Source organism: Candidatus Accumulibacter cognatus, assembly GCF_000584975.1.
Classification (GTDB): domain Bacteria; phylum Pseudomonadota; class Gammaproteobacteria; order Burkholderiales; family Rhodocyclaceae; genus Accumulibacter; species Accumulibacter cognatus.
The window spans coordinates 15,465-30,949 of record NZ_JDST02000071.1 but is presented as its reverse complement, the minus strand read 5'-3'; the positions used below and the strand labels follow the sequence as shown (position 1 = coordinate 30,949).

General features: G+C 62.3%; 9 protein-coding genes, 2 pseudogenes and 1 riboswitch. Of the genes and pseudogenes, 1 reads left to right on the top strand and 10 read right to left on the bottom strand.

Annotated elements, in window-relative coordinates; all coding sequences use genetic code 11:
• The 8 genes and pseudogenes from AW06_RS13740 to AW06_RS13705 all read right to left on the bottom strand — a co-directional run.
• Positions 1–430: pseudogene (locus tag AW06_RS13740) on the bottom strand (hypothetical protein); the annotation flags it as partial.
• 55 nt (positions 431–485) lie between these two features.
• A complete protein-coding gene (locus AW06_RS13735; RefSeq protein ID WP_034951162.1) occupies positions 486–1,562 on the bottom strand; it encodes a chemotaxis response regulator protein-glutamate methylesterase in 1,077 nt (358 codons plus the stop codon).
• Between the two features lie 18 nt (positions 1,563–1,580).
• Positions 1,581–2,138: a chemotaxis protein CheW gene (locus AW06_RS13730; RefSeq protein ID WP_273704696.1), complete on the bottom strand. Its 558-nt coding sequence runs from the start codon at positions 2,136–2,138 to the stop codon at positions 1,581–1,583.
• A 10-nt stretch (positions 2,139–2,148) separates the two neighbouring features.
• Positions 2,149–4,029, bottom strand: a complete 1,881-nt coding sequence (locus AW06_RS21485; protein WP_337958790.1) for a cache domain-containing protein — start codon at positions 4,027–4,029, stop codon at positions 2,149–2,151.
• A 90-nt stretch (positions 4,030–4,119) separates the two neighbouring features.
• Positions 4,120–6,285, bottom strand: coding sequence for a chemotaxis protein CheA (locus tag AW06_RS13720; RefSeq protein WP_034951137.1), 2,166 nt, complete (start codon positions 6,283–6,285; stop codon positions 4,120–4,122).
• Complete coding sequence (locus tag AW06_RS13715; RefSeq protein WP_034951153.1) at positions 6,282–6,611, bottom strand: STAS domain-containing protein; 330 nt, start codon at positions 6,609–6,611, stop codon at positions 6,282–6,284. Before AW06_RS13715 ends, AW06_RS13720 begins: the two co-directional genes overlap by 4 nt.
• 7 nt (positions 6,612–6,618) lie before the next feature.
• Positions 6,619–6,987, bottom strand: coding sequence for a response regulator (locus tag AW06_RS13710; protein ID WP_034951132.1), 369 nt, complete (start codon positions 6,985–6,987; stop codon positions 6,619–6,621).
• Between the two features lie 21 nt (positions 6,988–7,008).
• On the bottom strand, positions 7,009–8,169 hold the full coding sequence (locus AW06_RS13705; protein ID WP_273704695.1) for a methyl-accepting chemotaxis protein: 1,161 nt from the start codon (positions 8,167–8,169) through the stop codon (positions 7,009–7,011).
• Positions 8,170–8,285: 116 nt separating this feature from the next.
• Positions 8,286–8,372, bottom strand: a riboswitch (cyclic di-GMP riboswitch).
• 258 nt (positions 8,373–8,630) lie between these two features.
• Between AW06_RS13705 and AW06_RS13700 the strand changes: the two genes are divergently transcribed.
• Complete coding sequence (locus tag AW06_RS13700; RefSeq protein ID WP_273704694.1) at positions 8,631–10,568, top strand: flagellar assembly protein A; 1,938 nt, start codon at positions 8,631–8,633, stop codon at positions 10,566–10,568.
• 44 nt (positions 10,569–10,612) lie between these two features.
• On the opposite strand, the gene cphA (AW06_RS13695) is transcribed toward AW06_RS13700, so the two are convergent.
• Positions 10,613–13,195: a cyanophycin synthetase gene (gene cphA, locus AW06_RS13695; RefSeq protein WP_034951127.1), complete on the bottom strand. Its 2,583-nt coding sequence runs from the start codon at positions 13,193–13,195 to the stop codon at positions 10,613–10,615.
• A 79-nt stretch (positions 13,196–13,274) separates the two neighbouring features.
• A pseudogene (gene cphA, locus AW06_RS13690) lies at positions 13,275–15,440 on the bottom strand (cyanophycin synthetase); the annotation flags it as partial.
• Positions 15,441–15,485 lie beyond the last annotated feature (45 nt).

Here is a 15,485-nt window from a genome sequence, read left to right as displayed (position 1 = left end):
TGGCGCGCGGCGGCGCCGGGGGAAAGGCGCGCGCGCCGGTACTGCGGGCAATGCCACGTTGCGGATAAGTCTTCTTCGCCTGCTGGCCAGGCCGGGCCGGGCTGGCTGGCTGGCGGTCGGTGGCTATGCGGCGAGCTTCCGAGGCGGGCACTGCGCTTTCCTGCCTCATCGGAAGGGTGGCTGCAAGCTGCTCGATCGGGCTGGCGGCTGCCCTCGGGAGTTCGCTGTGGAAACGCGCCGGATGATTGGTTCGCTGGCCATGCTTGCCGCCTGGGGCAGCCGGTGCTGTCGATTGGCTGTCGGTACGCCGCGCGGCGTTGTGCTTTGCCAGCTGGGAGCCGCCGCGGATCGGTTTGCGGGTGGCTGCGCGGGTGTCGCCGACGACAGCAGCGGGCTTCTTGTTAGGCAGCTTCAGAGTGGAGCGGGACATGGCGTGGCTTTCCGTTGGTTCGACCGCTTAGTTTACGTCAGAAGTGGATCACCTCCTACAACCCAGCCATCCCGGATCGCGAAGCGGGAGGACCGCTCATGATCGCCGTTGCCAGCGCAGCAAGCGGCAAGCTGCGATCGACCGCGCCCCGTTTGACAGCTTCCCTCGGCATGCCGTAAACGATACAAGTCGCCTCGTCCTGTGCCAACGTATAAGCGCCGGCATCGTGCATCTCCTTCAGTCCGCGCGCGCCGTCATCGCCCATGCCGGTCATGATCACACCCATGGCATTGTTGCCGGCATACTTGGCCACCGATCGAAACAGCACATCGACCGATGGGCGATGGCGATTGACCGGTGGTCCATCCTTTACCTCGACCAGGTATTGCGCGCCGCTACGCGTCAGTTGCATGTGCTTGCCGCCGGGCGCAATCAGTGCCAGACCGGGCAGGACGCGTTGCCCGTTCCTCGCTTCCTGCACCGAGATTTCACAGAGGCCATCAAGGCGTGCGGCAAAAGCAGCGGTAAACATCTCCGGCATGTGCTGGACGATGACGATTCCCGGCGAGACGCGCGGCAATTCGGTCAGCAGTGCTTCCAGAGCGACCGTTCCGCCGGTGGAGGTGCCGATGGCGACCAGGCGCTCGGTCGTCTGCGCCATCGCCAGACGCGGCGTTGCCGGACTGTGTACCGCTGCGGTGCGGGCGCCACGCTGCACGGCCCCCATGTTGGCACGCGCGGCAGCCTTGACGGCAGCGATCAGGTTATCGCTCGAATCCTCAAGAAAACTCCCGACGCCGAGGCCGGGCTTGCTGATGATCGCGACGGCCCCGGCTGCCAGGGCCTGCAGGGTTGTTTCCGCCCCGACGGTGGTCAGCGATGAGCAGATCACCACCGGCGTCGGTCGTTCCGCCATCAGTTGGCCGAGAAAGGTGATGCCGTCCATGCGCGGCATTTCGATGTCGAGGGTCAGCACGTCAGGCCAGTCGCGGCGCATTTTTTCGATCGCGAAGATCGGATCGTGAGCCGTGGCGATAACACGGATCCCGGGATCGCGGTCGAGGATGGTGCTCATGACCCGACGTACCACGGCCGAATCGTCGACGACCATGACCTTGATTTCTCGTGCCATTACCGCCTCACGTTTCATTCAGATAGGTTTTAGGTTTTCAATCATCGCGGGCGGGTTGATCGACACCATTTCGTCGATCGACAGGACGCGCGCGATGTCGAGAATGATCACGAAGCGGCCATTGACGCGCGCCATTCCGGCAATGAAGTCGGCATTGACGCGCGTACCGAAAGCCGGGGCGGGTTCGATGCTCCCGGCAGCAATCTCCATCACCGCGTTGACGCCATCGACGATCAATCCCAGGGTGTAGAGCGCCCCCGCGTGTTCGGTTTCGACGATGACGATGCAGGTGCGCTTCCCCACGCCGCTAGCCGTGCGACCGAAGCGAACCGCAAGGTCGATCACCGGCACTACCGCGCCGCGCAGGTTGATGACCCCACGAACCGAGCGCGGCATCATCGGCACGCCGGTGGGCGCGCTGTACTCGATGATTTCCCGGATGCGCAGGATATCGATGGCATATACGTCATCGGCCAGGCGGAACGCGAGATACAGCGCCAAGGTGTCGCCGACATCCGGAGCGGCTGCCCTACTGGCCACGTGCTGCCGGGCGGCTGCCAACGGTTCTGGGTTCATGGCGTGCCCCTCAGAATCGTTCGTAGTCTTTCAGTGGGTGATTTGCCGCAGACTCGCGTTTTGCCTTGCCCGGTCTGGCGGTCCGGCCCGGGCGCGCTGGCATGACCACGTCGTTGCTGGCAAGCGTGAACTGCGCCATCAACTCGTTGAGGTTTTCGGCCTGGGCGTTCATCTCTTCAGCCGTGGCCGAGAGTTCTTCGGCGGTCGCGGCGTTCTGCTGCGTGACGGTGTTCAACTGCGCCATCGCCTGACTGATCTGGTCGGCGCCGGTCGTCTGTTCTTCCGATGCGGCGGTGATCTCGCCCACCAGATCAGCCGTCTTGCGAATCGATGGCAGCATGGTTTCGAACAGGCTGCCGGCACGCTCGGCCGTTTCGACACTGCTGCTAGCCAGTTCGCCAATCTCCTGCGCAGCGATCTGGCTGCGTTCGGCCAGTTTCCTGACCTCGGCCGCGACGACGGCAAAACCCTTGCCGTGTTCGCCGGCCCGTGCCGCTTCGATCGCCGCATTGAGCGCCAGCAGATCGGTGCGGTAGGCAATGTCGTCGATGATCGAGATCTTGCCGGCAATCGATTTCATCGCCGCGACCGTCGAACGAACGGCTTCGCCGCCGGCCAGCGCGTCTGCCGCCGACTGGCGGGCGATCGAGTCGGTGGTCTTGGCGTTGTCGGTGTTCTGCGCAATCGACGCCGACATCTGCTCCATCGCCGCGGTCGTCTGTTCGAGGCTTGACGCCTGCTCGGAGGTCGCTTGCGAAAGAAGCTGCGAGGTGGCCGATACCTGCGTCGAGGCGTTCGAGAGCTCGCCAGCCGAGGTGTTCACTTGTGCGATCGTCGCCGACAATTTGGCGAGTGTATTATTGACGCTCGCCTGCAGGGCGCCAAAGTCGCCCTGATATTCGGCGTCGATGCTCTGGCCGAGATCACCCCGTTCAACCGCCGCCATGACCCGCTTGACGTCGTTGATCGGGTCCACCACTGCGTCCATCGTGCGGTTGAGTCCTTCGATGATGTTGCGATATTCACCCTGGTGCCTGGCCGCATCGACACGCGTCTCCAGCCGGCCTTTCGCCGCTGCGGTCGACAGCGCGCCGGCATCGCTGATCATCGCGTGCACTGCCTCCTTGACCATCATCACGGCACGAAACACGGCCCCGGCTTCATCTCGCCCGGTCGTATCGAGCTTGAAGTCGAAGTCACCTGCCGCCATGCGGCCGGAAACTTCGACAACCGAATTGAGCGGACCCGAAATCGAACGCGAAATCGCCCAACCCATGGCCGTCAATAGCGCCAGCAAGGCCAGTGAAATTGATACCAACTGGATCAGGACGCGGCGGAAGACAACATCGACATCGTCGATGTAGATGCCGGTGCCGATCACCAGATTCCATGGCGCAAACAGCTCCGCATGACCGATCTTGGGCGAAGCGGCCTGCGTGCCCGGTTTGGGGAAGTCATATGCGACATAACCGCCTCCAGCCTTGGCGACGCTGATCAGCTCCCGGATCAGGTATTTGCCATTGGCATCCTTGAGGTCAATCTTGTTGGTTCCCTCAAAGTCGGGACTGGCCGGCATCAGATAGAAGAGTCCTTCAGGATCGAAGACGAACAGATAATTGCCCCCTTCGTAGCGCATGTGGCGCAGGGCATCGAGCGCGGTGTTCCTGGCATCCTTGTCGGAAAGCTTGCCGGTAGCCGACAGTTGATGATAGTGCTTGAGAACTCCGATCCCCGCCTCGACCAGGCTCTTGATCCGCTGCTTGCGGTCTTCGAGCATGTTGTCGTGGATCGAAACCAGCGACACCGTGCAGAAGAGCAACAGGCCAATCGCCGTGAGACCTCCCCAGAGCAGGTTGCGTGTGCTGACCTTCATCGACCGTAACCAGTTCATCTTTCACCTCGACATTCTGAATAATTGGACAAGAAATGATGCCCGCAGGCGTTTGCTGCCGCCGGAAACGAGCCGTGCTGGTGCCGTCGATCAATTCTTCGCATGCTTGCTCTGGCCAGCGCCCGCGCAAAGCCTTACCAGTGCCTGCACATCGAGGATCATGCCGACCTCGCCGTTGCCGATGATCGTGCAGCCCGACACTGCCGGCGCTTCGGCAAACAAGGGGCCGAGCGGCTTGATCACCGTCTGGCACTTGCCATGAATGCGATCGACGACCAGACCCGCCTGTCGGCTGCCGTAACGGACGACAATGACGCGCGGTCGAGGGTGCCGTGGCCCCTGTTCATCGAAGAGCTCGCGCAGGCGAATGAAGGGCAGCGCCTGCTCACGCAGTTCTAGGTATCCCCGATCGCCGACATCCGGCGGTAGTTCGATGCACTCGACGACCATGTCGAGCGGGATGATGAAGTGCGAACTGCCGACGCCGACGTGAAAGCCGTCGATGATCGCCAGCGTCAGCGGCAGACAAAGGCGCATGGTCGTGCCTTGGCCTGGCACCGACTCGATGTCGAGCGTGCCGCGCAAGGCTTCGATATTGCTGCGCACGACATCCATCCCGACCCCGCGGCCGGAGAGACTGGTCACTTTTGCTGCCGTCGAAAACCCCGGTGCGAGAATCAGCCGATAGACCTCCTGATCGGAAAGATGGGCATCCGGAGCGACCATGCCATTCTCGATCGCCTTCTTCAGGATGCGATCACGATCGAGGCCGCCGCCATCGTCACTGACTTCGATATTAATGCTGCCGGACTCGTGATAGGCACGCAGTTCGACCGTACCGCGTGCCGGCTTGCCATGCGCCATGCGCGTTTCGGCCGGCTCGATGCCATGGTCGATCGAGTTGCGCACCAGGTGCATCAACGGGTCGCCGATTTTGTCGACCATCGACTTGTCGAGTTCGGATTCGGCGCCCCGGACACGCAACTCGATATCCTTGCCCAATTCCCTGGAAACGTCGCGAACGACGCGCGGAAAGCGGGAGAAAACCTCGCCGATGGCGACCATGCGCAAACGCAGGGTCATGTCGCGGATGTCCTGGACGAGCGACAGCAGCACTTCCGCCGATTCCTGAATGTCGGGTCGCTGGATGCGACTGATCTGCAGATGGGTCCCGACGCCGGCGATGACCAATTCGCCGACCCGGTCGATCAGTGCATCCAGCCGATCGGAAGGAACCTTGACGATCCGGGCTTCGCTGCTGCGTTTTTCCTCGACGCGCTTCTGTTGGTCGGCGGCCGCCTCGACGACCTGCGGCGGCACCGCTCCCTGTCCGACCAGGATCTCGCCGATACGGGCATGCGGCTCCTGGTTCTTCTGCATCGCCAGCGCTACTGCCAGTTCGTTGGCGGTCACTGAACCGCAGGCCAAGAGCATCTCGCCGATGCGCTCGGCATCATGATGGTGGGATTCGATCAGCGCGAGGTAGGCCGAAATCTGGCTCTGCGGCGGCACGATGACGATCTGCGAGCCCTCCCGGATGAAATCGAAGACGCCTTCGATTTCTGCCTTGCTGGCATCACTCGCCAGGGCCACTTCAAAGCCCAGATAGCAGATCTCGGGGTCTGCGGCGGCAAACTCCGGTACGGCATCGACAACCGTTTCAACATGCAGCAGCTTGCCGTACTGGGAGAGGTAATTGATGAAGGCCAGTGGGTCCATGCCGTCCTGCAATACCTGCCTGCCCGGGCGAAGCGAGATATGCCAGTGATCCGGGCCCATCGCGCCACCGCCGCCAGCACTGGTCGCGGCCCCGGAGGAATGCGGTTCGGCTGCGGGCGTTGCCATGACGGCGCCGTTGCCAGTTCCGAGAACGGCCTGCAGGCGCGACAGCAATTGGTCGCTACGGGCGACCGGAACCTCGGTGTTCTCGGCGATCGCGGCAATCAGGTTGGCGATGTGGTCCTGGCAGGCGAGCAGCAGACTGATCAGATCGCTGTCGAATTGCAGTTTGCCGTTGCGCAGGCGATCGAGGACATTCTCGACGACGTGTGCGAAACGCACCACCTCGTCAAGACCGAACAGGCCGCCAGAGCCCTTGATGGTATGCGCGCAGCGAAAAAGGGCGTTCAGGTCGTCTTCCAGGCTGCTGCCGTCCTCTGCACGCAGCAGGATTGCCTCCATCTCGGCGAGGAGTTCCCTGGCCTCTTCCATGAAGGTTCCGAGTGCCTGCGCGAGGTCTTTGGCGGCGTCGTTCATGGCATGTTCCTCGCCGATTCCGTCGCCGAAATGAACAGGGGATCACCCAGCATGCCGCCGAGATTGGCCAGATCGATCAGGCGCAGAACGCACGGCGGATGATTGACGAAGCGCACGTGCTTGCCCGGATTGCGTTTGGCGATCAGCATCAGTTGCAGACCGGCCGTATCGATCTCGGCAATGCCGCCCAGATCGATCTCGATTTCGTCGATACCGTGCATGACCTCCGCCAGTTCGGCCTTGATTCCGGCGACTTCATAGATGGTCAGTTCTCCGTCCAGAGTCAGCCGTGCCGTTTTCCCGCTGCGCTCGATAACCAGGCTCATCGCCACTTCACATCATCAACAGTCTGGAAACCGCCGCCAGCATCTGCTGAGGCTGGAAAGGCTTGACCACCCAGGCCTTGGCACCGGCCTCCTGGCCGGCCTTCTTCTTCTCCTCATTGCCTTCAGTGGTCAACATGATCACCGGAACGAAGCGATAGGCGGCGTTCTTTTTCATTTCCCGGACAAAGGTGATGCCATCCATGTTGGGCATATTGACATCGCTGATCACCAGATGCACCTTCTGCCCCATCAGTTTGGCCAGCGCGTCCTTGCCATCGCAGGCCTCGATCACCTCAAAACCGCCGCCCTTGAGCGCCATGCTGACGACCTGCCGCATCGAAGCGGAATCGTCGACGACCAGGATGGTCTTGCCCATGTCGATCTCCCATTGTCCAGGTTAGAAAAAGGTGATTTCACTCGCCGCCACCTGTCCCTGTGCAGCCGGGTGTCGCGTGTCGTGCTGTTCGAGCGTGGTATAGGTTTGTTCGAGTTCAGCAACCCATTTCTGCACGTCGAAAGGTTCCGGTGTCTGGCCGCATGCGATGCGTGCCTCTTCCGCACGTGTGCGCGCCAGAAGACGCTCGATATCCTGGCAAACCGCGCTCAGAATCTGGCTCATACGATCCTGGAATTGCAGATGCACGAGTACCGCTTCGACCTTTTCGCGGACGCTCTGACTGCCTTCTGCCATGTGCTGCGACGAATCGCTGAGTCCTTGCACGACGCTGCGGAATCGTTCCAGTACGGCGACCATGGTCGCGTCCGAACTGGCCATCAGTGACTCGTTCTGGCGTGACATTTGGCCGGCGGAAAGCAGCGCTGACCCGGTCGCCGCGTTGACCGTCTCGACCTTATCCCCGATCTGCTTGGCAAGCGATCCCGACTGGTCCGAGAGCTTGCGCACCTCATCGGCAACGACGGCAAAACCACGCCCGGTCTCACCGGCCCGCGCTGCTTCGATCGCCGCGTTGAGCGCCAGCAGATTGGTCTGTTTGGCGATCTCGGCAACTCCGCTGGCCATGCGCTTGAGATCGGCGCTCACTTCCGCCAGGTTCTCGAATTCACGGAGCATCGGCTTCTGGGCGTCGAAAGCGTCCTTGAGACGGTCAAGCATCGAAGCCAATTCGCTACGTGCCCGTTCGATCACCGCGACCACGCCAGCCGCTGCTTCACGGTCGCGGGTATCGAGCATGACGCCCAACTGGTTCAGAATGGCCGCGAAGTCACTGGTCAATGCGTTGCCCGCGTTCTCGGTTTGTCGGCGTGCGATCGCGATATGCTCGGCCCAGCGTACCAGTGAAGCGGCAGCCACCTGATGCAGGCTCTTCGTATAGGGGGTGATGGCCGGCTGCGCCGCCTCGGTCCGGACGTGTTTGGCGGCAGACTGGTCGACAGCGATCCGGATCGCACGACGCTCCCAATAAGAGGCGCCCGCGGCAAGCACCAGCAGAGCCAGTGTCCACACAAGAGCGACGGCCAGCGGCATCTCACTCTTCCAGACCAGCAGACCGCCGGCAACGGCGGCAATAAACAGCGGGGCAGGGCCGACAGGAAGCATCTTTGATGATCGGTCTTGCATGAGATCCTCCCGTTCTTGCATGAGATCCTCCCGTGAGTGATTTAAGCACTAGGCAACGGCGGATCGGAGCAGATGCCGGAACAGGCGTTCCGGCATAGGGCAACCCAGCCACCCTCCCGGACTTCAGGTTAGGGCCTGCAGCTTTGCGTCCGGGACTTTCGTCCCGTTTGCCATTCAACTCATGTGAACATACATGAACCAACAAGCAAACTATATGTATTTTGGCACACTTCCCTGGTACTCATCAGTCATTATATATCGATAGACCAAAACGCAGCGCAGACCAACGCATCGGCCGTCCAAAGGCTGACGGGCAACGAATGCCAGGGAACTGTCAGGCAACAAACTCATCAGACAAGGTGCCGCAGCCAACAGTTTCTGTTACGCTTCTGGCGCAAGAACTGGGGGTCTCAATCACCAACCTGGATGCGAGTGCCGTCATGCCACCATTACCGCAAAGTGCCATCGGCAACCTGGCCGACCTTGAGGAAGGACAGATCGCACTCTCGGGATTTGTCGTTCAGCATGATAACGGCTTGTACGTCCGGCGCGCGCGACTCGAATCGGCGACGGCTTTTGCTGATTTCGTTAACCGCGTGGTCGCCTCAGGCCTGTACTTTCGGGGACTGGATTACCCACAGTTCCTGGCCCTGCTTTATGACGATCTTATCGGTCGTCACGACGATGCCGACGAGGAAATTTTCCTGGCTGCCGACATCACAGCTTTCCGGGCAGAGCGCCAGGCGCTCTACAAGCCCTGCAAGATAACCCCTGGCGAAGCGTCCTATCTGTTCGAACCGCTGTATTGCGACGCGGAGGGTGATCTGGCCCTGATCGATCAGGGCAATCACCCTGCGCATTCTGCCAAGGGGCAGCAGTCGTCCGAGACACGCATCTACCTCGACATCGATGAATTCATCGCCGCGGCGTGGGCCAAGGGAGTGCGTTTCGGCATCGACGTCGCAGCCGTGTGTGAAGGCATCGAACTCGACAAACCGGAACAGCGGGTGGTCGCTCTCAACCGGCCATACGTCCCCGGCAAGGATGCCGAAATCGTCGAGTTGGCCCCTGGGCTGCACCGCAATAACGCACCGCGGCGGCTGTTTGGTGATCGGGTCGATCTGCGACAGTTCGAAACGCGTTACCCACAGGTCGCTGCCGGCCTGCGTCTGGTGAAAAAAATCCCGCGCCAGGCTGGGATGGATGGGCGCGACATTACTGGCATTGCGCTGCCGGCATCACTGCCCAAGGATTTCGATCTGCAGACGCTGGCCGGTCCCGGCACCCATGTCATCCGGGAAAAGGACGGCGAATACCTGCTGGCGTCGGTCTGCGGCTTTCTCAATATCGATCTGCGCAGCAATCAGTTCTCTGTGACCGACAAGATCATCAGCCATGAAGGCGTGAGTTTACGCACGACCGGCGACCTCTTGCTGACCGGCGAGGAGTATGAACAACATGGCGAGATTCAGGAGAAACGCATCGTCCGGTGCCGCAGCATCACCGCTTACGCCGATGTCTTCGGGAACATCATTTCCAGCGGCGGTCGCGTCTGTCTGAAACGGAATCTGATCGGTGGGAGCGCCAGCAATGATCATGGGGACATCATCGTCGAAGGACGCGCCTCCGGATCGACACTGATTGCGCAGAATGGCTGCATCAGGGTGCAGCACGTGGACAACTGTGTGATCCTGGGTCATCAGGTGGTCGTCGGGCAGGCGAGAAACTGCGATATTGTTGCCGACGAATTGACTGTCGAGGTCTCGGAAGCCTGTGCTCTGGCTGGCAGGAACCTCCACCTCGGTCTTGCCCGTTCCTACCGGGAACTCGAAAACGTATTGTTGGTGCTGTTCCCCGATCTGTCGTCTTATGAGGCACGGATCGCCACCCTGCAGCAGAAGCGTGCCCTGCTGGAGAAAGCGATGGCTGATTCCCGCGCCAAAATCGATGCCTTGCGTGGCGAGAAGGATGTGACCCGCTACCTGTTGGTCGGCGGCAAACTGCGCCGCCATGAACTGACACTGAACGCGGAACAGCAACTGAGTTGGCGCCGACTCTCGGAACGGGTCGCACCGGCCCTGCGGGCGCTCTCGCAACTGTCCGACCTGATCAAGGAACAGGACGCGGAGTGGCATGCACTGGAGACACAAATCAACGAGGTCGTCGCTGCCCGGGAGCAGTCCTGTAACGGTTTGGCATGCACCGTCGATCGTATTGAGGGGGAGACGAGAATCAATGCCATGTTGGTTCGATTGGCCGATCCACCGCTCAGCGATCTGCCACACAAGGACTTGAAAGCGCGCCTACGGAGAACCGATGCGGCCACCAAACGGCTTTTCGGCGGCTCGACCGGAAGTTTTTCCTGGGTCTACAGTTGATCACCGACTAATGATGAGGCGACCTGCCTGCCGCATCGGAAAGCCTAGCCCTCGGCGATTCGCCTGCTGATGTGTTCAAGGGCCTCCTCGATCTGATCGATCAGGATCAGGCAAAGATCGCCTGCCCGCACTTCGGCCAGCGCACTGTCGATGGCCAGGAACTCGCCGCGAATTTCCCTGACCTCGGAAGTTCGCCGGGCATTTTTCAGACCTTCCCGCAGGAGCGCCAGCACTTCTCCGTCCGCCCGACCACGTTGACACTGATCCTGATAAAGCAGGACCTGATCGAAAGCATCCCCAAGGATCTCGGTCTGCTGGCGAATGTCTTCGTCACGCCGGTCGCCAGCGCCGCTGATGACGACCGAACGCTGGCTGCCCGGCTGTGATGGCAGGTTGTCGATGGCCTTGACCAGCGCCTGAATGGCGTCCGGATTGTGGCCATAGTCGGCAATCAGCGTTGCCCCGCGATAGCTGAAGAGATTGAAGCGCCCGGGTACGGTTGTTGCGTCGTTGATGAAGCTGCCAAGGCCGCGCTGAATCGTTGGCCAATCGATCCCCAGAGCCCAGGCGGCGGCAGTCGCTGCCATGGCGTTCTCGACCTGGAAGCCGATGGCGCCGTTTTGCGTGAGCGGGATCTCGGCCAGTGCGATGCGGTGTTCGTTACCGCCGCAGGAAGCGACAATCGCATTGCCGTCGCGATAGACGACGCGCTTGCGTTGCGCACGGTGCATGGCCATCAGCGGATGATTTCGGTCACAGGCAAAAAAGGTGACGCTGCCCGGGCACGCATCGGCCATCCGGGCGACCATGGGATCGGCGGCATTGAGCACCGCGACGCCGGTCCCCGGTCTGACATTCTGGACGATCACCCGCTTGACGACCGACAGGTCCTCGACAGTACTGATATACGACAGCCCAAGGTGATCGCCGAGACCAATGTTGGTGACCACGGCGACATCGCAACGGTCGAAACCGAGTCCCTCCCGCAGCACCCCACCGCGTGCCGTTTCGAGGACGGCCGCGTCGACGTCGGGGTGGAGCAGGACATTCCTGGCGCTCTTGGGGCCGCTGCAGTCGCCGGTATCGATACGCCGGCCCTGAACATAGACGCCGTCGGTGGTGGTCATGCCGACGCGCAGACCTTGCTGGCCCAGAATGTGGGCGATCAAACGGACGGTGGTGGTCTTGCCGTTTGTTCCCGCGACGGCAACCAGAGGAATGCGCGCATCGTCGCCGGCGGCAAACATGTTGGCGATGATCGCTTCGCCGACCGGCCGGCCCTTGCCGAACGAAGGCTGCAGATGCATGCGCAATCCCGGTGCGGCGTTGATTTCGACGATGCCGCCGCCCTGGGCTTCGAGTGGACGCAGGACGCTGTCACAGACGACGTCGACCCCGGCGATATCGAGGCCGATGGTCTGCGCGGCAGCAATCGCCTGCGCAGCAAACTCGGGATGAACATCGGCGGTGACGTCGGTTGCCGTACCACCGGTCGAGAGATTCGCGTTGTTGCGCAGGATGATGCGCTGGCCCCTGGCGGGGACCGATTCCGGAGTCAGTCGTGCATCGGCCAGGCGGGCCAGAGCCACCTCATCGAGGCGGATTTTGGTCAGTGAGGTGGCGTGCCCTTCGCCGCGGCGCGGGTCACTGTTCACCCGTTCGACCAACTGGCGAATGTTGTGTAGCCCGTCACCGATGACCAGCGGGGGGTCGCGTCGGGCGGCGGCGATCAACTTGTCTCCAATCACCAGCAGGCGGTAATCGTGGCCTGGAAGGTAACGCTCGACGAGGACTTCGTCGCTGACTTCGAAAGCGATCGCGTAGGCGGCTTCAATCTGTTCGCGGGTGTTGAGATTGACCGCGACGCCCTTGCCCTGGTTGCCGTCCTGCGGCTTGACGACGACCGGGGCGCCAATCTCGCAAGCGGCCGCCCAGGCGTCCTCGGCGCTCAGCACCGGCCGGCCGACGGGAACCGGGACACCAGCCGCGTGCAGCAGTTCCTTGCTGAGTTCCTTGTCCTGGGCAATCGATTCGGCAACGGCGCTGGTGCGGTCGGTTTCTGCCGCCTGAATGCGTCGCTGCCGGCTACCCCAGCCAAATTGCACCATGCTGCCTTCGGTCAGGCGACGGTAGGGGATGTTGCGTGCCATGGCGGCATAAACGATCGCTCCGGTGCTGGGACCCAGGCGGACGTCCTCGTCGAGTTCGCGCAAGCGATCGAGCGCTTCGGTGAGTTCGAAAGGGGTGGCCGTGACCGCCGCCTTGCAGAGATCCTGCGCGAGTTCGAACGCCAGTCGGCCAACGGCTTCCTCGCTGTATTCGACGACGACCTGATAGATGCCCGTTTCCAGGGTCTGCGTGCTGCGGCTGAAGGTCACCGGACAACCGGCCTGTGCCTGCAGGCCAAGTGCAGCGAACTCCAGGGCCTGCGCCATCGATATCGCCTCATCATGGCCGGCCGGCCGGAGCATCGCCAGCTCGGGGAAACGTTCGCGCAGACGGGTCTCGAAACCCGGCATCTGGTCGATGCTGCGCTCCTCTTCGTCGCAGTAGACAATTGCTTCAATCGCCGTGTGCCGGCTCCAGAGGTTCGGACCGCGCAGCGCGCGGATACGCGATACTTCCATGAACAGTGTCCTCTTTCTGGTTCAGTCCGCAGGCCGGTAGGCAATGCCCGGTCGGTTGCGGGTGGTTGCCGGCTCAGGCAAGGGTGAAGGTTTCCAGCCCGGTACGGATGATTTCCGATCCGATGCCGAGAGCCCAGGCGGCGCCGCTGGCGGCCAGGACGTTCTCGATCTGGAAGTCGACGCGCCCGCCGTCGGTCAGCGAAATGTTCTGCAGGCTGACGATTGCGGTTTCATCCTCACCATTGGCCAGAATGACCTGGCGGTTGCGAACGAACACCGCCCGCTTGCCTTGCGCCCGGTGTTCGACGAGGCTGGGCAGGTCGGGATCGATGGCGAAGAAGATCACGTCACCGTCGCAGAGCGGCGCCATGTCGACCAGCATCGGCTGCCTGGCGTTGAGGACCGCGGCGCCCGCCGGCAGTACCAGATCGACCTGCGTGCGCAGAACGGTGAATACCTGCTCGGGGGTCTCGATGTCGTAGCGGCCGCGATGTTCGGCGACTTCGACGTTGGTGATCACACCGACCTGACAGCGGTCGTAGGCGAGCCCTTCGCCGAGGATGCTGTCGCTACCGTTTTCGAAGACGGCCGCTTCGACCGAGCGATTTATCAGGATGCGGTGCGCGGATCCCCAGGTTGCGCTGTCGCCCTGATCGATACAGCGCCGATCGATGAACAGGCCGTCACTGCAGGCCAGACCGGTTTGTTTTCCGGACAGGCAGAGCAGGCGTGCAATCAGGCGGGCGACGGTCGTCTTGCCGAAGCTGCCGGTGATGCCGACCACCGGGATGCGGCTGTCCTCGCCGTTGGGGAACAACTCATCGACGATGGCGCGACCGACCGGGCGCGGCTGACCAATGGCCGGTTTGAGGTGCATCAGCAGGCCGGGGCCGGCGTTGACCTCGACAATCGCCCCCCGCTGTTCATCGAGCGGTCGCGCAATGTCTTCGCAGACCAGGTCCACACCGGCGATGTCGAGTCCGACGATGCGGGCGGCGAGCGAGGCCGTGGCCGCGGTTTCCGGGTGGACGAGGTCGGTGACGTCGTCGGTATGGTTGCCGCTACGCACGATCAGAACCTCGCGACCCGCCGGCGGGATCGCGTTCGGGGTAAATCCCTGGCGCGACACTTCGAGCCGGGCCACCGGATTGTCCGCGAGGTCGATGATGTCGAGGACGAATTCCTCGGCGGCGCCGCGGCGCGGGTCGGAGTTGATCTGGCTGTCGATCAGTTCGTTGATCGTTGATCGGCCATCACCGATGACCTTGGCGGCCTCGCCGCGGGCGGCGGCGACGAGTTTGCCGCCGACGATCAGCAGGCGATGCTCCGAGCCACGCACGTAGCGTTCGACGATGACGCCGCTGCCTTCGACGACCGCGGCTGCATACGCAGCCTCGACTTCTTCCCGTGCCATCAGATTGGTGAACACGCCGCGCGCGTGGTTGCCGTCCGACGGCTTGACGACCACCGGAAAACCGATCTCTGCGGCGGCTTCGCAGGCATCCTCGGGACTATCGACCAGGCGTCCTTCAGGAACCGGCACGCCGCAGGATTTGATCAGAGTCTTGGTGAGATCCTTGTCGCGCGAGATGCCCTCGGCAATCGCGCTGGTGCGGTCGGTTTCGGCGGTCCAGATGCGTCGGCTGCGGGCGCCGTAACCGAGTTGCACGAGATTGCCAGTGGCCAGCAGGCGGATCGCCGGGATGCGGCGGTCCTTGGCGGTCGCCGCTTCGACGATGCAACCGGTGCTCGGCCCAAGCAACTTGCGCTCGGCCAGGTCGGCCAGGTGTGCGACCGTACCGGCAACATCGAAGGGGGTATCCTTGATCGCCGCCAGCAGCAGATCGCGTCCTGCATAGAGGCAGGAGCGGGTGACATCCTCGTGCCAGGCGCGCACCACCACCTTGTACACGCCACGTCTCGAGGTCTCGCGCGCCTTGCCGAAACCGCCGGGCATGCCGGCCAGGTTCTGCAGTTCGAGGGTGACGTGTTCGAGGATGTGCGCCGGCCAGGTACCTTCCTGAACGCGCCGCAGAAAGCCGCCGCGCTCGCCGTAGCTGCAGCGATGCTCGATCAGTGAGGGCAGGAGGGCCGTCAGACGGTCGTAGAAGCCCGGGATGGTGTTCGACGGGAAGTCTTCGAGTTCGCCGATGTCAACGACCGCCTCGATGACCGGACGGTAGGTCCAGATGTTCGGGCCGCGCAGGTAGCGGATCTCGAGAAACTTGATGTCCTTCGTTTTCATGTCGTCAGTCCAGGCATGGGGAGGTTGGCGCGCGTCGGCGCGAGA